This window comes from Marinomonas transparens, from assembly GCF_016463975.1.
Classification (GTDB): Bacteria; Pseudomonadota; Gammaproteobacteria; order Pseudomonadales; family Marinomonadaceae; genus Marinomonas; species Marinomonas transparens.
The window spans coordinates 1-19819 of sequence record NZ_JAEMNX010000003.1 but is presented as its reverse complement, the minus strand read 5'-3'; the positions used below and the strand labels follow the sequence as shown (position 1 = coordinate 19819).

Annotated in this window: 24 protein-coding genes; 22 read left to right on the top strand and 2 right to left on the bottom strand. The window is 47.2% G+C overall.

Annotation, left to right across the window (positions count from 1 at the left end):
* Window position 1: 1 nt before the first annotated feature.
* Both I8J31_RS04630 and I8J31_RS04625 read right to left on the bottom strand, forming a co-directional pair.
* Window positions 2-1093, bottom strand: coding sequence for a phage portal protein (locus I8J31_RS04630; RefSeq protein ID WP_199467142.1), 1092 nt, complete (start codon window positions 1091-1093; stop codon window positions 2-4).
* An 18-nt stretch (window positions 1094-1111) separates the two neighbouring features.
* Entirely contained in the window at window positions 1112-2929 is a 1818-nt protein-coding gene (locus I8J31_RS04625; protein WP_199467141.1) for a terminase large subunit domain-containing protein, read from the bottom strand.
* 81 nt (window positions 2930-3010) lie between these two features.
* Here I8J31_RS04625 and I8J31_RS04620 point away from each other — a divergent pair, with 81 nt between their 5' ends.
* The 22 genes from I8J31_RS04620 (at window position 3011) to I8J31_RS04520 (ending at window position 19289) form a co-directional block, all read left to right on the top strand.
* Window positions 3011-3979, top strand: coding sequence for a GPO family capsid scaffolding protein (locus I8J31_RS04620; protein ID WP_199467140.1), 969 nt, complete (start codon window positions 3011-3013; stop codon window positions 3977-3979).
* A 64-nt stretch (window positions 3980-4043) separates the two neighbouring features.
* Window positions 4044-5069: a phage major capsid protein, P2 family gene (locus I8J31_RS04615; RefSeq protein WP_199467139.1), complete on the top strand. Its 1026-nt coding sequence runs from the start codon at window positions 4044-4046 to the stop codon at window positions 5067-5069.
* A gap of 17 nt (window positions 5070-5086) precedes the next feature.
* Window positions 5087-6193, top strand: a complete 1107-nt coding sequence (gpM, locus tag I8J31_RS04610; protein WP_199467138.1) for a phage terminase small subunit — start codon at window positions 5087-5089, stop codon at window positions 6191-6193.
* Between the two features lie 113 nt (window positions 6194-6306).
* Window positions 6307-6816 (top strand): head completion/stabilization protein, encoded by a 510-nt coding sequence (locus I8J31_RS04605; RefSeq protein ID WP_199467137.1) that lies wholly within the window; start codon window positions 6307-6309, stop codon window positions 6814-6816.
* Window positions 6813-7271, top strand: coding sequence for a phage tail protein (locus I8J31_RS04600; protein WP_199467136.1), 459 nt, complete (start codon window positions 6813-6815; stop codon window positions 7269-7271). Before I8J31_RS04605 ends, I8J31_RS04600 begins: the two co-directional genes overlap by 4 nt.
* Window positions 7264-7935 carry a phage virion morphogenesis protein gene (locus I8J31_RS04595; RefSeq protein ID WP_199467135.1) on the top strand — a complete coding sequence of 224 codons (672 nt, stop codon included), beginning with the start codon at window positions 7264-7266 and terminating at the stop codon, window positions 7933-7935. The genes I8J31_RS04600 and I8J31_RS04595 overlap by 8 nt, the downstream gene beginning before the upstream one ends.
* A gap of 5 nt (window positions 7936-7940) precedes the next feature.
* Entirely contained in the window at window positions 7941-9041 is a 1101-nt protein-coding gene (locus tag I8J31_RS04590) for a DUF2586 domain-containing protein (protein ID WP_199467134.1), read from the top strand.
* 3 nt (window positions 9042-9044) lie between these two features.
* Window positions 9045-9503 (top strand): phage protein, encoded by a 459-nt coding sequence (locus tag I8J31_RS04585; RefSeq protein ID WP_199467133.1) that lies wholly within the window; start codon window positions 9045-9047, stop codon window positions 9501-9503.
* Window positions 9504-9905 (top strand): N-acetylmuramoyl-L-alanine amidase, encoded by a 402-nt coding sequence (locus tag I8J31_RS04580; RefSeq protein WP_199467132.1) that lies wholly within the window; start codon window positions 9504-9506, stop codon window positions 9903-9905.
* Window positions 9905-10390: a hypothetical protein gene (locus tag I8J31_RS04575; protein ID WP_199467131.1), complete on the top strand. Its 486-nt coding sequence runs from the start codon at window positions 9905-9907 to the stop codon at window positions 10388-10390. Before I8J31_RS04580 ends, I8J31_RS04575 begins: the two co-directional genes overlap by 1 nt.
* Before the next feature lie 7 nt (window positions 10391-10397).
* Window positions 10398-10583, top strand: a complete 186-nt coding sequence (locus tag I8J31_RS04570) for a phage holin (RefSeq protein WP_199467130.1) — start codon at window positions 10398-10400, stop codon at window positions 10581-10583.
* A gap of 2 nt (window positions 10584-10585) precedes the next feature.
* Window positions 10586-10915 (top strand): putative phage tail assembly chaperone, encoded by a 330-nt coding sequence (locus I8J31_RS04565; protein ID WP_199467129.1) that lies wholly within the window; start codon window positions 10586-10588, stop codon window positions 10913-10915.
* 8 nt (window positions 10916-10923) lie between these two features.
* Window positions 10924-11052, top strand: coding sequence for a DUF6890 family protein (locus I8J31_RS21000; protein ID WP_267905883.1), 129 nt, complete (start codon window positions 10924-10926; stop codon window positions 11050-11052).
* Window positions 11053-11066: 14 nt separating this feature from the next.
* Window positions 11067-13133, top strand: coding sequence for a phage tail tape measure protein (locus I8J31_RS04560; protein ID WP_199467128.1), 2067 nt, complete (start codon window positions 11067-11069; stop codon window positions 13131-13133).
* The gene (locus I8J31_RS04555) at window positions 13133-13444 is read left to right on the top strand and encodes a DUF2590 family protein (RefSeq protein WP_199467127.1); all 312 of its coding nucleotides are present in this window, start codon (window positions 13133-13135) and stop codon (window positions 13442-13444) included. Before I8J31_RS04560 ends, I8J31_RS04555 begins: the two co-directional genes overlap by 1 nt.
* Window positions 13441-14592, top strand: a complete 1152-nt coding sequence (locus I8J31_RS04550; protein ID WP_199467126.1) for a baseplate J/gp47 family protein — start codon at window positions 13441-13443, stop codon at window positions 14590-14592. The genes I8J31_RS04555 and I8J31_RS04550 overlap by 4 nt, the downstream gene beginning before the upstream one ends.
* Window positions 14593-14594: 2 nt before the next feature.
* On the top strand, window positions 14595-15206 hold the full coding sequence (locus tag I8J31_RS04545; protein WP_199467125.1) for a phage tail protein: 612 nt from the start codon (window positions 14595-14597) through the stop codon (window positions 15204-15206).
* 12 nt (window positions 15207-15218) lie between these two features.
* The gene (locus I8J31_RS04540) at window positions 15219-17024 is read left to right on the top strand and encodes a phage tail-collar fiber domain-containing protein (protein ID WP_199467124.1); all 1806 of its coding nucleotides are present in this window, start codon (window positions 15219-15221) and stop codon (window positions 17022-17024) included.
* Between the two features lie 73 nt (window positions 17025-17097).
* Window positions 17098-17334: a hypothetical protein gene (locus I8J31_RS04535; protein WP_199467123.1), complete on the top strand. Its 237-nt coding sequence runs from the start codon at window positions 17098-17100 to the stop codon at window positions 17332-17334.
* The gene (locus tag I8J31_RS04530) at window positions 17331-17888 is read left to right on the top strand and encodes a baseplate complex protein (protein ID WP_199467122.1); all 558 of its coding nucleotides are present in this window, start codon (window positions 17331-17333) and stop codon (window positions 17886-17888) included. Before I8J31_RS04535 ends, I8J31_RS04530 begins: the two co-directional genes overlap by 4 nt.
* Window positions 17878-18561 carry a hypothetical protein gene (locus I8J31_RS04525; RefSeq protein WP_199467121.1) on the top strand — a complete coding sequence of 228 codons (684 nt, stop codon included), beginning with the start codon at window positions 17878-17880 and terminating at the stop codon, window positions 18559-18561. The genes I8J31_RS04530 and I8J31_RS04525 overlap by 11 nt, the downstream gene beginning before the upstream one ends.
* Window positions 18549-19289, top strand: a complete 741-nt coding sequence (locus I8J31_RS04520) for a hypothetical protein (protein ID WP_199467120.1) — start codon at window positions 18549-18551, stop codon at window positions 19287-19289. The genes I8J31_RS04525 and I8J31_RS04520 overlap by 13 nt, the downstream gene beginning before the upstream one ends.
* Window positions 19290-19819: the final 530 nt, after the last annotated feature.

The following is a 19819-nucleotide window of genomic DNA, read 5'->3' as shown; positions in this document are numbered from 1 at the left end:
ATTAAGCCCCTTTTCTACTGTCGATTAACCAACGCGGTTCGTTAAATCCTATCTTTGCCCGTGCGGGTAATTGGTCGTTTAGTTCCTGCCAGATCGCTTGTTTAGGTAAGGTTTCGCAGTCGTAATACACTTCACGAACATTCTTTAAATCCCCATGGCCCGCCGCATTTTCGGCCATGATGCTGGCAAGCCCTGCGGGTACGCGGTGCATATTGAGAATGTCTTGCTGTGTGATGGATTTGATCTTGTCGTATTCGTCTTTATTGCCAAAATCCCCGACGGGGATCACTTGAATGCGGTCTTTGGTGTAGCCCGGTTTCCCTTGAATGGTAGACGCCATATTCAAATACATAGAACGATGATTGCCGGGGCCTTTGGATTGGGTAATGGCTTGTTGTATGTCGTTGGCTTTGTTCTTGTCCAAATCAAACGTGACCATGATATAACCCGTATGCGCCCCGTTTTGGTAATACTTACGACGAAATAGCGTGGCCGCTTCCCCTAATAAAATGCTTTGAATGCCGGAAAAATACGTGGGCACCCCGTAAAGGCCTTGGCGAATGTCGCCCCCGTTTAAATGGATAATGTCGGCGGCGGCGTATTCGGTAAAGCCCCCGTCTGAATGCAATAGGAAATAATTGTCGTCAGTGCCCACGCGCATATTAATGGCGGGTAAGCGCACATAGCGATTAATGCCCCCTAAAAAATTACGGATGGCCAAAAAGTACGCATTGTCGAACACGTCGAAGTCTTTCAAGGCGGGGCGTATTTCTTGCCGTGCTATTAAGGGATTGTCTTTCCAGTTGGCTAACAATTGGTTTTGCTTAAACTCCAATGCCGTGCCGTGGGTTCCATTGGAATACATGGTTTTTGCCAGTCCGGCCAAACTGACGGGCGGCAAATACCACAGCCCGTTTGAGTCGGCAAAGACCCCTAGATAATCACTTATCTGGCTGTTTAATACAGGTTCAGGGTCACCAAAGGCAAACGCCGTGGGTTGCACGTCTTGCTGTGGTGGCATGAGGTCGCCAGCCATCGCGCCCGTGGTTAACTCACTGGGCACGGTATAGCGTTGTTTTTCTATCGTTTTCATCGTTGCTTGTCCTGTTTGTTAGCCTATTGCCATTTGGGTTTCGGTGTTGGTGTCGTCGGATTTTTTCGATTCAAAGAATTGCTTCTCGGCTTGCATGGCTTGAAATAGCGCCCATGCAAGATCTGCGTGGCCTGTTTCGGCACTGCGCGCCGCACCGTAGGTGATAGAGCCATTTTGTGTGGTGACTTGGTGGATCATCATTAAGGACTGGGAAAGCTCTTTTTTGCCCGTGTCGTATTCAACGCGTCCGCCGTCGATCAGGCGTTTGGCGCGTGTCACCAGGTCGGTTTTTTCAGATACGGAATAGAGGATGGGAACGAGATAATCTAGGTCTAAATCCAAACAACATTGGAAGGTGTCGCGACCTATTCCGCTTTCGTCAATGCCACACCATTTAACATTGTAGCGTTGGTAAATCTCGGCAATCCGCGCCGCTTGGTATTCCGACGTAATGCCCTTGAATTGGTGGGTTTCAACCACTCGCCATTTTTGCGAATAATGACTTGGGATTTCTACAACGACCAGCGCGGCGTTATCACGTATTCGAGAGGGGTCGTAACCAATCGCCACAGGGCGGCTTCGGCTTGGGTTGTCGCTGTCAAAGTCGACGTCTGTCCATTTGCTGTACGCGTCGACCATGCATTTTTGCAGTGTGCTAAACGGAAACACGCTTTCGTTGTCGTCAACAAATTTGCAACCAAATAGGTTTTCATAATCCGCTTTGCTGTATTCGGCTTTTAGTTCGTCAATGTCGAACAGTGTACAGCCCGCTTTTTCGGCATCTTCCACGGTGACCAAGTGGCGCCATATTTTGTCCCCACCTAAGGTACCTTGTTTAAGCGTTTTATCGGATAAATCAATATCGACTTTGCGGGATCGGTTCTTATTGAATTTCGCGCCGCTCCAATGCTCATAAGCAGGGTGTTGCAAGCTCGAAGGCGTAGAAAAGTAAGTACGACGCCATTTTTTATGTGCCGCCATGCCAGACGCCAATTTTTGCAGTTTGGCGTAACCGTGAATCCAGAACACTTCGTCAACATATAAGTGGCCGTGGTAGCCCTGTGCCGTGCTTGAGTTAGTCGATAAGAAATACAACGTGGCCCAAGATTTGCCGTCTTTGGTAAGTTCTATGCTGTCTTGACCTTTTAGCTCAATATCAAAGGTGTTTCGGGCGAAGGCCTGAATATAGCCTTTAAAAATACGCGCTTGGTCTTTCGATGCGGATAGGAATACTTGGTTTTCGCCGTTTTTCACCGCGTCTTCGAACGCTTCCCACGCGAAATAATAGGTAGCCCCGATTTGGCGACTTTTTAAAATAAAACGGTTTCGGCATAGGTCTGGGTCGTGCGCCACCGCTCGCCACAGCTTTTGGTATTCAAATAGGTTTTTATCGGCCCATGTATCGAACTTGGATACATCAATACCGCTAATATCATTTTTTGCCTTGGTTTTTTTCTTACTGTTGCCACGGCGATTGCTGCGGCTTATTGCGCCTTCCACGGCTTCTGGTTTGCCATCGGCAATGGCTTTGGCTTCGGCCATGATCTTTTCGGCTTTGGCTAGGTCTTGCTTCATGCTGCCAAAAATGCGGCATAACGAGGCCAGTTCTTGTACTTCGTCTTTCGTTTTATTCTCGCGGTTCGTTAGTGTGCTAATGCGGCGGCTTACTTCTATCTCTGCCGTGTCGAATGCCAATAATTCCTTCCAATTGAATGTATTAATCCAATTAAAAATCGTTCTTTCACTAACGTTTAGGCGGTCGGCTATCTCCGACGGTTTGTGGGCGCGGATATACAGCAGTCTTGCATGATCGATAGTGTCTTGAGAATGAGCCATGCCGCCATATTAGCCGCCCATTAAACAACTAATAACGCTAGTAAATACAATAGGTTGCACTTTTTCGGTTATCGCAATTCTATGGACTTTAACCGCTGGAATACCCCTTATTTGAGGATTATCTTTGCTTTACAGAGTGATTCAACGGATGCAAAGCAAGGGCGAAAAATGGCGGACAAGCTGAAAGAGTCGAAATGGTTCAAAGTCGCAACGGCTGGGCCGACTGTGGATGGTCGCGAGATCAAAGAGCAGTGGCTTAAAGACATGGCCGAAACTTATGACCAAGACGAATACACCGCCAGTATCTTTCAAGACCACTACGGTTGGTATGGCAATTACGGCCAAGTGGTTGCCGTAAAAGCAGAGAAAGACGCCAAAGGGCGTTTGTGTTTATTTGCTCAAATCAAAGCAAACAAGATGCTGTTGGCATTGAATAAAGCGGGTCAAAAACTCTTTACCAGTATTCGTGTGGTTGAAGATTTCGCAGAGACGGGTAAAGCCTACCTGATGCACCTAGCCATTACCGACGAGCCCGCCAGCCTAGGCACGGAACAGCTTTCCTTTAGACAGAACGGCGAACACTCCCAAATCTTTGCGAATGAAGACGGCATAGAGCTGGACTTTGGCGCATCCCAAACAGACGAAGAATTGGCGGCAGAAATTAAAAAACGCCCTAATTTTTTGCAACGATTTTTTAGTAACTCCCCAAAGGAAGACGACCCCATGACAGACGCAGAAAAAGCAGCGTTCGACAAGCTGCAAACTCAAGTAGACGACTTCAAAACCAAGCTTGAAGCACTAACAAGTGGTAGCGAGTCAGAAAGCGAAGAAGCGCCGGAAGACTACGCGGCACAAATTAAAGCGCTAGAAGACAAAATCACAACGCTTGAGAGTGAAAAAACCGAGTTTGCCAACCAAGCGCAAACGATAAACACACTCAAGGAAAACTTCACAAAAATGCAAAGCGACTTTGCCGCCGCGCTGGAAGACAAAACCGAAACGCCACCGAAAGGCAAAGGCGAAGCGGGCGACAGTTTCGAAATTTTTTAAAAAAATCAAATGGTCAAGCGTCTGGGGAGCCGCTTAAAAGCAGAATTTAGTAAAGGAAAAAGTGATGGGCAATTACGCATTATCAGCACAGGGTCGAAATAATCTAGAAAGCTTTAGTCAACAAATCCATGGAGCGGTTGGTGTTGAGCCGGGTAAGCAGTTCGCAGTAACGCCAGCGCAAGTTCAAAAGTTATTTGAAAAGGCCGTTGAAGATGGCGTGCCATTTTTGGGGAAAATTAATTCCAACGTCGCGGTGACGGAAAAAATAGGCGAGAAAATCGGGCTGTTTGTTTCTGGTCTGGTGGCAGGTCGTACCGATACCAGTGGAAGCGCAGAACGAAAAGCTCGTAGTCTGCATTCATTAGAGAAATTTGGTTACGAGCTGAGACAAACAAACGCAGATGTAGCGCTAAAGTACAGCATTATCGATCAGTGGAAACACGTTGCGGGTGGTGAGTTTGCCAAGCTTTACGCGTCGGCTATTCGTATGGCGATTGCCAATGACCGTTTGCGTATTGGTTGGTACGGAACAAGCGCGGCAGATACGACTAATCCAGTGGCAAATCCCCTAGGTCAAGACGTAAATATTGGCTGGTTCCAAAAAATCCGTAACGAAGCGCCGGAACAGATTAGTGATGGTGAAATTACTATTGGTGTTGATGGTGATTACGCAAACCTAGACGCTGTCGTGCGTGAAATGAAAGACAGCATTGACCCAATTTTCCGAAATGATCCGCGTTTGCGGGTGTTCATTGGTAGTAATTTGATCAGCCTTGCGGAAAACAAGTTTTATTCTGTGGGTGGTGATAAACCAAGTGAAAAGCGCCATTTGGATGGTGGTCGTTTGTTAGATACCTACGGTGGTCTACAAGCGGAAACGCCGCCTTTCTTCCCTGAGAACGCCATCATGATTACGTTTTATTCCAATTTGTCGATTTATCGCCAAGAAGGAACATGGCGTCGAAGCATCATCGACAACCCGAAAAAAGACCAAATCGAAGACTTCAACTCGTTCAATGAAGATTACATCGTTGAAGAGTATCGAGCGATTGCGGTTGAAACAAACGTGGTGGCGTTTGTACCAGCATAAACCAATAGGTTTAACAAATGGCATTCGCTAGAACGCGAGTGCCATTGATTAAACCCATACAAATGGACAAGAAAATGAGCCTGATTAAAAAGCGTCGGTTGGAACGATTGGCAAAGATAAACGCACAAAATCAAGCGGCCAAGCCGGCAAATAAAAGCGGTAAAGCGGCGGCGCCTGTTGTCTCAAAAATGCAGCAAAAACTAATAAATAAAAGGGCGGAAAAGGCCAAGGCAGAAGCTGAAAAAGCGGAAGCCGAAAAGGTAGCGGATGAAGGTTTAGGATCTGAAAAAACCGATGAATTGGAAAACAAAGTTGATAGCGTGGAAAGCGCTGTTGACGACGTAAAAAACGACGTGGACAACCAAACTGAAAAAACGGACGAAGTGGCCGCCAGCGTTGACGAATTAACCAGCGACCTAGACAGCGTAAAAAATGACGTTAGCGATTTAGAGGGCCAAGTTGGTTATTTAGATGGCCGCGTTGACGACGTGGAATACGACGTTCAACAAATCAAAGACAAGCTTGAAGACAGCAGCGAATACCTAGGCAATTCAGAGCTAGAAACACACAAAGCGATTTTAGCCGCCAGCATTGATGAAATGCGAGACGTGGAAGAAATAGAAGACCGCAAAGCCTACAAAGCGGAAGCCATTAAAAAGCTAGAAGCCTTTGTGAATGGCTACGTAAAAAGCGGCGCAAAATACCCCAACATTGTGGCGGTGTGGGTCATGGTTTGGTTATTTGACCTAGACGACATTGCCAAGGCCGTGCCGCTTGCGCTGCATCTTGCAAGCCAGAAAATCCACAAAATGCCAACGCGTTTTAACTCCAGTATTTACCAGTTTATTGGTGACGACGTTTACGACTGGGCCAATGCACGGCTAAAAGCGAACAAGAGCGCTGGCCCTTATTTGGATGATGTGATGAAGGCGATTGAGTCCGAAAAGTGGCAGTTGTCCGACATTGTGCACGGCAAAATGTACGCCATGCATGGCAAGCATTTAGATGCACTGGCAGAAGACGTGCCAGCGTTAGAAGCCTATGAAAAAGCGATGCAATTAAACCCGCGAGCGGGTGTGAAAAAGAACATTGTACGACTAAAGAACAAGTTAGGAAAAGTTTAAAAAGAGCTCCCCGCGAGACATCGCCAGCGGTGGCGGGTTGGCTGCATGTCAGCTCAATACCAAAACCGCTTGGTCGGTGTTTTTAATAACCATTTGAGTCAGGAGAAAACAGCGTGAGTTTAAACGGCAAAACAACCGCCAGCACAACAACAGACACGGTGATTACTAACCCGCTTTCGTTCTTTCCTGATATTGAGTTACAGGCGTTTATCGACAATTACCGCTTACCAGGGGAATACAACGAAGCGCCGCTAGTGTACGAGTTAAAAAGCGCCATACGACAGGTAAACGAAGCATTAAAAGATTCGGTGTTGATCCTGCAAAGCGTCATCGTCGCGGAAACCTTAAAAGCGTTTCAAGCGGATTTAGTAGACACCTACATAGCCGCCGTCATGCACTGGGCGCGGGCGGGATTGATCAAATACTTTGAAACCATTAACCGCAAGGCACCGGCGGAAATACAGGGCGAGCGTAACGAGATCATTGTTACAGAATGGAAAGGCGAGGCGTTAAATAACATCGATTTGCTGAATAAAAACATCCTAAAAGTGGCGGCAGATAACGGCGCCCTAGGTACTGGACGTCGTGACTATGCTGACGGGTTTAGAGCCTCGATCATATGAAAAAAATGATCGCGTTACGGGCGTATTTAGAAGGCTTGAACTTTTGCCACAAAAAAGAAAAGTTTGATGCTTGGGTGGAAGACATGGAGCAAACCACGCGTGGCAAATATGAAGGCAATCGCGTGTTGCTTTATCGATCTAAATACAGGGCGGTTTTCTCAATAGAAGGGTTTGTTTATAGCAAAGAGCCAATCGAACTTTTGCACACACGGTTGATTACTTGGCTAGCAGACAACGACGAACGCGGCGACATGGAAGACAAAGAGCTGAGTATTAGCCCTGATATTTTGGATGACGACACGGCAGACATAGAAATAACGCTCATGTTTGAGGAAGACGTTTACATAGCAGAAGTTGAAGATGGCCCGATTGAATACGCAGGTAAAACGTGGGAATTGGCCGATCCAGAACACGACATAGCCGAATCGTTTGACCTGATAAATCAGAATGAGTAGCCACGGATTAAGTGCCAAGTGGACGGGTGACGGCTTATTAATGGCCGAGCTTAAATTGCTGTCACTAACGCCCGCCAGACGAAAACGGGCCATGTCTCAAATGGGCCGAGAAGTACAAAGACAGTCTCGAAGAAACGTGAAGCAGCAGCGCGACGTAAACGGGCGATCATTTGCAGCAAGGAAGAAGCGGAGAACCAAAAAAGGGCGCATGTTAAGCGGCTTGGTTAAGCGTGGAAACATGAGGCAAAGAGCCAAAACAAACAGCGTCACGATAGGGTTTAAAAATGATGTGATGGCGCATTTAGCGTATGAGCATCAATACGGGACAACTAAAAAAGTAAAGGCGCGAAAAATGTCTTCTTCCCAATCAGCGGAGTGGGAAAAAGCGCCAGCAACAAGACAGCAAGCGCAAGAAATGAACGCGTTAGGGTTTCGGGTAGCGGCCAAAGGCGGAAAGAAAAGACGAGTAAGCCAAGCTTGGATTATTGAACATTTAACGAAAAAACAAGCATTGGGAATTCTTTACGAATTAAAGGGCAGTGAGCATAAAAAGCCGAGTTGGGAAACTGTTCTACCCGCTCGTAGATTTTTTGCAAGCGACGCCCAATGGGTCAGAGCAATGGCGGCTAGCGTCATGACAAACGAATACAGAAAAGGCAGGTAAATAACATGGCATTAGGCAGCGTAAGCGTTAGCAGCACAGACAACGGACAGGGCGATTTTACGCAAGTAGAAAAGCAATTCTTGTTCATTGGTGCGGCAGCTAAAAACGCCGGCACCATTCAATACATTGACCAAACAACAGACTTGGACGACGTGCTAGGCATTCCACCAAGCAAATTAAAAACCTGTGTTGAGTGGGCACGACAAAACGCGGGCACCAATTGGACAGCCATTGCCATGCCACAAGCGGCGGCGGGTACATGGTCAGCCGCGTTTGATACCGCCATGGCACAAAACCTTGTTTGTGAAGCGGTGGTCATTACCGACCCGGTAACAGAACAAACCGACTTAGACGCCATGAATGTGGCCGTGACCAATGCAGAAAATGAGCATGGGCGCTATTTGCACCTGTTTGCTGTTACGGCAGCTATGGACGCCGCAACCCAAGCATGGGCGGACTTTATTACCGAATTTGAGGCACTACAAGATGGCGTTGCCGCGCCTTCATTATCGCTCGTCCCGCAAGTGTTTGCGGGTTGGCTAGGTGCTTACTGTGGCCGCTTGTGCCATGAAGACCAATCCATTGCCGACACGCCAATGCGTACCCAAAGCGGGGCCATAGTGGGTTTATCCACATTACCAGTGGACAAGGACGGGATAACGTTCAACACCAGCCACGCAAAAGCGCTAAACGATGCGCGTGGAACTGTGCCACAGGTCTATTCGGGTTATGACGGTATTTACTGTTCGGATGGTATGACCCTCGCGCCAGAAGCCAGTGACTTTGCGGTGATTGAAAATTGCCGTGTGGTCAATGTGTGTAAACGCGAAATACGAATCTTAGCCATTAAAAAAGTGGGTAATCGTGAATTGAACAGCACACCCGCGTCCATTGCTGCCCACGAAACCTACTTTATGCGCCCGCTGATTAATCGCAGTGTCAGTGTAAAAGGTAAGCCGGGCGACGTAAAAAAACCACGAGACGGTGATGTTGTGATCACGTGGAAAACGCGAACGAATGTGGCCGTGGCGTTATTAATCCGACCTTATAACTGCCCTAAAGCCATCGCGGCTTCTGTGGCGCTAGAACTGAGTAACGGAGTGTAGAACATGAGCACACATCATATTAGCGGAATGGATATAAACGTGTCGTTAGGCACATCTTTGATCAACGTCAAACAGTTCACGCTAAACATTGAAGATGGCGTGAAAGAAACCACCACGCGGGGCGTGGCGAATGGCTTTGTGAATGGTGTTACGGGGGCCAGTGGCGAAATCACCGTGGATACAGAAAACTTTAATCGAATCATGGAAGAAGCGCGCAAGGTTGGGTCTTACCAGCAGTTGCCCGCGTTCGACATCATCAGCTTGGGTCAAACCGTTAACCAGACGTTAAAAACAGCGGCCTACGGTTGCAAATTGAGCGTTAGCAAATTGATTGATGCAGCGGGCGACGGCGGCGACAAACTAGAACACACCATACCGTACAAAGTGACAGATTCCCGTTTCGTGGAAATCAACGGCGTACCGTATTTGGATCAAAGCCACTTAGAAACCTTAGGGCTGTAAATGAACATTAAATACCTTGTGGTGCACTGTTCCGATACGCCAAATGGTCGCGAAACCACCGCGGCGGATATTCACCGCTGGCACAAGGAGCGCAGCTGGGACGGGATCGGTTACCACGCGGTTATTAAGTTGGACGGTGACATTGAAGCGGGTCGCCCTGTTTATTGGCAAGGCGCCCACGCTGACCCATACAACCATGAATCGCTCGGTGTGTGTTTGATCGGTAGGGATCAATTTTTACCTGAGCAAATGCGCTCATTAGAAGGGTTGTTTTTGGCGCTACATGCGGAATATCCCGACGCGCAAATAGTTGGCCATTGCGATTTAAACCCACATAAAACCTGTCCTAATTTCAATGTAAAAAATTGGTGGGCGGACGTGCTGAAAAGGAATATTGATTAATGAATATTTTAGGCGGTTTGAAAGGCTTATTTACAGGTGATAGCGGCATTGTGTCATCAATTGCGGGGTTGGTAAAAGACTACTTTCCACCGGATTTGTCGCCAGATAAAAAGGCGGAATTGGAAACAAAACTTCGTGACTTTCAACTGCAAGCACAAAAGCAAGTGGATGATGCGACAAGTGAAGCTGAGAAAAATTTGACTCAACGCATTGCAGAGCTGGAAGGAACAGCAAGCGATTTAAAAGCCATCCCGTTCTTTGGTCCGGTAATGATTTTCCTGCGTGGATTACAGCGCCCTGTTTGGGGCTTTGCCACCTTATATATGGACTTTCTTTGGTTTGCAGAGTGGGCAACGCTAACACAAAAACAAGAAAGCGCATTGATGATTATTAACGTGCTAGTGCTGGGTTTTTTGTTCGGTGAGCGAGCGATTAAAAACGTTATGCCGTTAATCATCAAACTGTTTGAAGCAAAGAAAGGATAAGTAAGGCATGGAAAAATCGACGGTTGCCACGGCCTATTGGGCGTCTTTGATAACGACGGTAAATGGATTGTCTATCAACGAATGGGTGGCAATTGGCGGTTTACTAATTGGTGCAGCAACATTTTTAACGAATTTATGGTTTAAACGCGAGCATTTAAAAATTGCTCGTCAACAACAGCAAGTAGGGGAATAGATATGGCTCAAGCAATTGCGGTAACGATTGGTGAAACAGATTTTGTATTTAATGTTACGGATAAGGGGTTTAACAAGTTTACAGATTCGATTTCGACGGGCGGTAAAGCGACGTTAGCCGCGTATAGCTTTTTATCTGACGCGGTAGAAAATAAGCAGCATGCGGCCTTAAAAGGCTTGTTGGTGAATGAAGTGAATGAACCTAGGTCATCGCTTGTCATGGACGTTATTAAAATCGTTCAGGAAGAGTTTACCAGTGAGTTACCTAGCGTGGTAAAGACGCGAGCGAGTTCCGAGACTTCATCGAAAGGAACGGCTTCGAGCAACTCGTAACACTGCGAATGCGTTACTTGCCACATGAAGACGACACGCTAGAAAACTTAGGCCGTGCGTTGTGGTTGGAAGGGCGCGAATTAGAACGACAAACCGCCGCCGTGGCAAACGGTATTAATAAAGCGTTTTCGGGATAAAGAAGGTAAGACTAATGGCCGGATCATTAGATAGATTGATGCTTACCGTGGGCTTGTTGGACAAAATAACGGGGCCCATGCGTGGCATCCAAAGAACCATCCAACAAGTCACGTCCACGTCTCGAAAAGCCTTTATGAATACGGCGGCGGGCGTCGCGGCCTTGGTCGCGGCGTCGGCTACTTTTGCGACCACCGTCAACCCCGCTAACGATATGAACATGGCGCTTGGGGAGGTGCGATCCCTAGAAGTAGCGGACAGTACCTTGGCCGCGCTGAACCAAGCCGGCCTTAAATATTCCATAGAATTTGGTGATCAAGCGTCTAACTATGTGCGTTCAGCTTATGACATACAAAGTGCCATAGATGGCCTAGTAGACGACGACTTACCACGCTTCACCACGGCGGCGGGTACGTTAGCCAAAGCCACCAAAGCCAATGTAACCGACATAACCAGTTATTTCGGCACAATGTACGGAATATTCAAAAACCAAGCCAATGAAATGGGCAAAGGGACATGGGTAGAGATGCTTGCGGGTCAAACTGCCACCGCTGTGCAAATGTTTAAAACCACGGGGCCGGAAATGTCCGCCGCGTTTGGTTCCATCGGTGCAGATGCCGAAAGCATGGGCGTAAAACTGAATGAACAAATGGCGGTATTGGGTACGCTTCAATCGACCATGAGCGGTTCAGAAGCGGGTACAAAATACGGGGCTTTCTTGCAAGGGTTGGCGGGTGCACAAGATAAATTAGGACTGAATTTCACAGACGAAAGTGGCGCGTTATTACCCGTTGTAAATATTTTGGACATGATAAAAACCAAGACAAACGGATTGAATGCACTGGATATGCAAGACGTGCTAAGCGGTGCGTTTGGGTCTGACGAGGCGGTAGGGTTCATCAAGTTAATGTCCAATGATGTGGGCAAGTTACGCGGTGACATAGACAAGCTGGGCCAAGTAAAAGGCATGGACAAAGCCACTTGGATGGCGAAACAAATGCAAGACAACTTTGCTCGATTAGGTGCGGCGGTCACGTCTGTGTCTATTGCGATTTGGCAAAAAGCCTTACCCGCGATTGAGCCCTATATCAATATGATAACGGACGCGGCCAGTGTGGTTGTCGAATGGGCGGACAAATACCCCCATTTGACCAAAGCCATCGGGCTGGGTATTACCGGATTTATTGCCCTAGTGGCCGTGGCGGGTGTGATGACCATTGCGATTGGTTTGGTGCAATACGCGTCTGTGGGTTTGATGATGCGTTGGGTGTTGTTAAAACCAATTATGTGGGGTGTTCGGTTGGCTGTGATTAGTTTGAAAGTCGCCTTTACTATGCTTCGTGTGGCTACGTTGGTGCTGTATGGGTCGTCTATTTTGTTGGGGTTTGGCTTAACCGCTTTGAAAGCGGGGTTCTTGTCTTCATTGCCCGCCATTTCGGCCTTTACGACGGCACTACTTGCTAACCCATTAACGTGGATTGTGGTCGGGATCGTTGCCCTAGGTGCGGCCTTGGTTGCCTTGGTTGTTTACTGGGACGATGTAAGCGCAGCGGTTGGACGATTCTTTTCAAGTATTGGCGACTTTGTCGACGTGTCCATTTTTTCACCCATCCAGCAATGGTGGGGTGATTTCCAAGTATGGCTTGGCACTATTTCACTTGTGCCAAATTGGGATTTACACCTAGATGTATTCGACTCAATAAAACATTGGTGGATGGATTTCAAAGGCTGGTTGTCTGCGCTTGATCCGTTCGGGTTCCTCGGTGAAAAGGTCGATTGGTTAAAAAGTAAATTGTCTTGGTTGCCCGGTATGGACCTCGACGTAAACACCAACACCAACACCACACAAGAGGTAATCAGCAAGGTCGAAAGCCAAGCCGAGGCGGTCAATAAACCGGTGATGTTGCCCGGTGCTGAATCAAGCCAAAGCGGCGGCGAGGCGGGCGGATTATTCCAGACCATTAGCAACATGTTTGGCGGCAATAAAAAGAGCCTTCACGTCGAGAAAATGGAGGTCAACAACCACGGCCAAGGTGTACGCGGTGATGACCTGATGTATCAACTCGAAATGGAGGCCGGATAATGACAAGTATCGATTTGCTTATTCAAGACGATGACATTGTTTTGTCTGATATTGGCGAGCCCTTGCTTGTTGAGGGCGTGAACTGTGTTGCTCAGGATTTGCGTCACATGATCCGTGAAAAAGCCTATGCATGGCGCATGATTGGCGAGCGAAACAAAACCACCATTGCTGCGCTGTGCACAGACATTGAATTGGAAATGGAAAACGACGAGCGTATTTACCCAGGTACGGCCAGTGTTTCATTAAGTGGTGAAAGCCTAATTTGTGAGGCGCAAACCGTAGACGGTGAGCGTGTAGTGGTGACCGTGTGAGAGATTTCGAAGATGTATTAAAAGACAACGGGGTACCCACAACCGAAGCGGAAATCACCGCCGAGTTTCGAACAGTGTTGGCCGAATCGGGTTCGACCATTGCTAACAATTCCGACTATTCCCCGTTCTGGCGTTTGGTCTCTGGTATCGCCACCAAGCCTGTGTTGTGGCTGGTGCAATTGCTGATTAAAAACGTCATGCCCCAGTTTTTTTTAAAAACCGTGGGGGAAAGCTTTATTGAATTATGGGGCGATAGTTACAACTGCCCCCGTAAGCAAAGCCAATTTTTGAGAGGCCGCGTTGTATTCACAAGAACCAATACGACGGGAGCTTTCACAGTACCAGCGGGCACCGTGGTTTATACGGATCTAATCAACAACACTGTATACAAGGTGATGACCGATCTAGACACCGTTTTTCAGGATGGCGAAGCGGGTTTGATTGTCTCGGTTACGTCGGAACGTGCCGCCACGGCCTACAACTTAGAAGCGGGCTACTTTAGCAAGTGCGACCTAGACGGCGTGAGCGTGACCAATCCAGACGATTGGATAGATCAAGTAGGCGCGGATGTAGAAGCAATTGAAGCCTATCGCGCGCGGATTCGTAACGCGTTTAATACGTTAACCCACTATCACACCGATGGCGTTTATAAATATTTAATCTCAAGTTGGGTGGGTGTGCGTGAAGACAATATATGGTTCCAACACGATGCGCCCCGTGGGCCAGCAACGGCAAACGCTTATATTTTATTTGATCTAAACGCACCGGCAGAAAGCTACCTAGAAACCATTAACCGCCAGATTTCAGACGAAGGTTATCACGGCCATGGTGATAGCGTGATTGCCTACAAGATGTCAGAAACCGAGCACGATTTAGTCACCACATTGTATTTTTCAGACGCGTTATTGAGCGAAGAAAAAGAGGCGAAAAAGACGGTTGTTTATAACGTCATCTATGCGGCGTTTCGGGGTAATGCGGCTTATGAGGTGACACAAACAGCGCCCTTTTCTCGCTTCTCGTTTACCAATTTAGCGGGTGAAATATACGACCTAGTGGATGGAATAGAAGACATTGAATTTAGCTTAAATAGCATCGTTTCTGAAATGTCGATTCCCGTTCTTAATTCACTAAGCGTTGTTGAGGGGTAACCATGGCCGAACGCTATTCGTTACCCATTTGGGAAAAGAAAGGGCCAAACAATATCAGCTTAAAAAGCGCCTTTGGTTCGTGGTGGGACAAGGCAGAAGAATGGATAAAAACACCGCTTAATCAAATGAACGCGGAAACTTGCAGTGTGGCGTTATTGAAATATCACGCCTACCAAAAAGACGTGACACGTTTTTCCGACGAACCAGACGACTTGTTCAGAAAGCGCGTGAAATACGCCGAGCAAAACGCCATGGACGCCGGATCAAAAGCGGGATTTATCCAGATTTTTGAGCGGCTAGGAATTGGCTATTTGGAGATGTTGGAGCGTGAAGACGCGGAAAATTGGGACGTGATTACATTACGGCTTAGTGATTCACAAATCGCCAGCAACATTGATTTGTTGAGTTACATCATCCAGCAGTATGGGCGTACATGCCGACGTTATGAATTAACCGTGTTAACGCCGCTGGAAATGACAGTGGGCGTGTTTGAAGTAGGGCATGCTTGGTCTTTAGATGTAGCAAAGCAAGTCATAGAGCCATGGGAAGCACAATCAACAGTGCAACATACGGCCATTGGGCATTCATGGACGTTAGACGTAGCAGAAGCATAAGAGAGAAAACATATGGCATTTATTACCATTGCGGGTCAAAACCAAATCGCCAAAAAACAGGGCGACAATACAGCGCTTAACATTGCCACGTTTGTGTTGGCCAACGTGCCGAACCTTGGCAGCGAGCCCGCCACTCGAATCGAATCTATTCCGAATAGTGACGTGGTGGATCAGCTAAGCGTTACGAAAAGCGGTTATGTAAATACAAACCAAGTCGTTTATTCATTGGTCATGGGATCAAACGTGGGGGATTACCAGTTTAATTGGGTGGGGCTAGTCGATGACGAAGGCGTCTTGATCGCCGTTACCTACATACCATTAACCACGAAAAAGAAAAACGACGGTGCGGTGCCGGGTAATACATTTACTCGTAACTTTTTAATCTCATACACAGGTATTCAACAAACCACGTCCATTACTGTTCCTGCGGAAACATGGCAAATTGACTTTACCGCACGACTTAGCGGCATTGATGAAAGAGAACGTTTAGCGAATTTGGACGTTTATGGCCATGAAGGCTTTCTTGGTGACGGCTGGAAAGTTACCGGATCAGCGGGAACGTACAGCGTCGCCGCTGGCATTGGTTACGTGGGCGGAATTCGAGCCAAAAACACCGCACCGCAAGAAATCACAACCAGCACATTCCCAAACGAAATTTGGTTAAACGTCAGCCTACAAGGCGACATTTCAGACATGACCGCCGTCGCGGAATTCGTCATCGATACGGGGCCGTTTACGGACTACGTGGACGGGAACGGCATTAGTCACTACCTAACAAAACTTGCTAATATTGATGCGGCGGGTGAAGTGGTTGAAGCGCGGACGACGTCAGAGATAGAGAAAACAAACCACTCGATTTTTCAGATAAAGACACAGTTATCTAATAGCTTCAGCAAAGGTATTGTTTCAGAACCTGCATTTCAACTGGACGCAGGAACATTAAAAACGGTTGCAGATTTGGGTGTTGCGATTGATGGTAATTTCTATTCATACGACGAGGGCACGGGGTTAGTGTTGCCGGAATCCATGTCACTCGGCACCGACTATGCAATTTATGCAACACCAGATGGTCTGGTTGTTTCTGCAAACTTCACGGTGCCAGATGGCTACACAGCATTAACGTCACGCCGCGTTGGTGGTTTCCATTATCAAGATGGCGTGATCAATGAATACTCTATTTACGATGTTAAATACAAGCCAGGTGTGCGTGATCCGCGCGGCATGGTGCGCTCGCCGCTAGGTATTTGGGGTGATATTTATTTGTTAAATACGTCACCCGACATCAATGGCACGTCAGCGTATAACGTCACCATTGCAGATGGATCAAGCCCGCCAAAAGTGCCGGTAATCTGGGGCGGCGATGGCACGGCTCAGTATGATGATTTTAGTCAGTATACGGCCGCTCGAATGCTAGCCGCTTACGGTAAGCGTTTACCAAGTTCGCATGAATTCGAACAATTGGCGTTTGGTAGTGTGGCCGGTTATGCAGTCGGTACAGATCCAGTAACAACGAAATTCGATGCCAGTGCAAAATCAATGATCGGATGCGAGCAAGTATCCGGCCACATGTGGCAGTGGGGCTCTGAACGCTGGGATCGTGGCAACGGATCGAGTGGCTACGCATGGTATGGGGCTGATACAAATGGTGAAGGTCAGGTTTATACAGCAGATTCGTCAGGTGTCGGAGCCTCGCTTTTTGGTGGCTATTGGGTTGAATCCGGCAATGCCGGTTCCCGCGCGTCGAGCTGGACCAATGAGCCGTGGTACTCGTACCACTACATCGCGGCCCGTGGCGTCTGTGACCACTTTGAATCTTGATCAGCGAGCGGGAGCGAGTTAAATGGAACAGTATCGTGATGCCGTTATTAGTAGCAAAAAAAAGGGGTGAAGCATGCGCGGAAAAGTAAAAATCATTAATACCAATATAGATCTAGAAGCGTCACAAATGACGAGAGAGCAAATTATCGCTGCGGCAACGATCATGGTTCGTTATGACGATGCGGAATACCCAGAGGGTTATGAGAAAAACCTAAAAGAAGGTGAAGATGGCTATATAGAGCCTGTTTACCGATTCGAGCAAGAAATCGACCTAGGCGCTCTAGATCGATTTGGTGTGGTGTTGTCTTGATAACCCTCGTTCTAAACGACACCAAAATAGAAGGCTACGGGCATAAGGTAAATTGTGAATTCAGCTTGCCTGAGTCCGATTTGTCTGGAAAAAGTTCGTCTACCGCAACAGCGGAAGAGGGTGAAAAAGCGTGTCGTTTACGAGTGCAGTTAAATATCAAATACGACGATCCTGATTTTCTAAAAACCATCAAACTATTAAGCATGGCCAAGGATGACGAAAAGGGCACTCGTAAGGTTTACAACATAGAAAACCAAACCGCTAAAGCGTTTGGTGTTCGGCAAGTGCGTTTCACAGATAAAGTAAGCGCGCAAGAATTGGACGAGGAACAGGCGTGGGTCGTGTCGTTTACCTTGGTTGAGCACCTTTCAGCACCCGAAAAAATAGAAGCGCAAAAAATCAAAAAAGAAGAGCCAAAAGCCGCGCCGGCAGACGAAAAAGTCATATCCGAGGTATCAGCGGCAGACAGCTTGCCAGCGGGGTGGTTTGAGAAAGGCTTGGCGTATTTTGATTCGTTGTTAGCAGAAGAGGAAAAAAAGGGCGATGAAGTATGATTACACGCTTAAAATTAATGGTGAACGGGCAAAGCTGGTTTCTCATGATGTGGCATTAAATGCAGGTATGCCGGGTCGAGCGACCTTTGTTATAGAAAGCGCGGTTTCACTCAGTGGCACCGCGTTTTTTTCGTTTGGAATAGATGGCCGTCAACAGCAAAGCCAATTCTACGGATACATAGAACGATCAACACCAGCAGGCAAAGGGGTGCAAACCATCTTTTGTCGTGAAAAGTCCAACATATTGGAAATGCCCGTTCCTGTGGCATTGCGTAACGTCACATTAAAAGAAGTGCTGGCCAAAGTTAAGGAAATAACAGGGTTAGGCTTTGCGCTGCCATCGTCGGATTACGTGGCTAAAAAAGTGCCTTACTTCATTAATACGGGTAACGGCTTTCACCTGGTAAAAGCATTGGCTGACGTATTCGGTATAAGCGGCTATCTGTGGCAACAACGTCGTGATGGCTTAATCTATGTCGGATCATGGAAAGACGGCCATTGGCCTGAAACTCCCATTCACATACCAGCGGCGGTGTTAGACAAGCAACTGGCAACTCAAAGCGCGGAAATCATGGCGGTGCCCGGTCTACGCCCTAACTATCTGTTAAATGATAACCGGCTGACCAGTGTTCGCATGATAGAGTCTAAAATGGTGGTTTCATGGAAAAGATGATTGAACGCGTACTCATGCGCAAATACCCAGAATTAAAGAGTGGTTGGCATTTGCCCATGTGGGCCAAAGTAACCGACATACTCACACCATTAGCAGGGGAGAAAGTCACCGAAGAAGTGCCAGTGTATTCGGTATCGGTTCAACTACTAAAAGCCAATGGGGCTGAAGACAAAGACATACCAGTAATGGAAGACGTCTTATTACCCGTTTCGGCTGGCGGTGAACAGCGTGGATTTTGGTCAAAGCCCAGTGTTGGCACAATGGTAGAAATCGCCTTTGCTTACGGATCGCCAGCACACCCCTTCATTCGTTCCATACTGCCACATGGTTTAAAACTGCCTAACATGGCCGAAACGGATCAACGCTGGCAACAATCCGAGAAAGCCTATACCCAAGTAAGCAAGGACGACGAGTGGGAAACCAAAGGCAAGAACAGCACAACAGAAATAGAAGAAGACCTAAGATTCAAAGCGGGACAGCTAAGCGAAATCATCGCAAACAAGCACCACACTGGTGACGATTCAACCAACATTTATGGGCTGCTTCATGACTTAATGAACACCGTGGCAGACCTCGCAAAAATTGCAGGAACGCACAACCACTCATATACATGGACTGATCCTAGTGGAGCGGGTGCAACATCGCCACCAATGCAAACGTCCAGCTACACCCAAAAGAGCGCGGAAGCCACGGAACAAGCGGGCAAGCTGCAACCACTCCTTAAATAATCACCACACCAAACAACAACCAAAGGGCGCACACAGCGCCCTTTTTCGTGTCAGTAACTCACCAGCGCACCGCTTCCCCGACCCACAAAAAGCACTCCTCCCCACGCCTGCACGCTTTACGCTTTTTTTTATTCCTGCAACTTTAAAATTGCAATTAGAAGCCGCCACAGCCCGTATGCAGTGCGTTTATGTAAAAAGTGAAATTGCAGTAGAATGAAAGAAAATGAAGTTTACAGAGCATTAGAGCGAGTATTGAAAACGCTGAAAGCCTTATGAATCCCGTGTTGCACTGTTTCTATATGATGCAGTACTGAAAAAAACTCACAATATTAAAATGAGCGAAATGGAAGACGTTTTGATAGAATCTATTCGTCTTATTTTTTGTTTTATTGGTTGTTTTACCCGTAAAATTTTGTAATAGGGGTAACATTAGGGGTAACTTAAAGTATGAGTTTTTATAAATTTAATATAAAACAATGAGTTATAAGATTAATGCTTTTGATGATCGATAATTATGATTCTTTCACTTA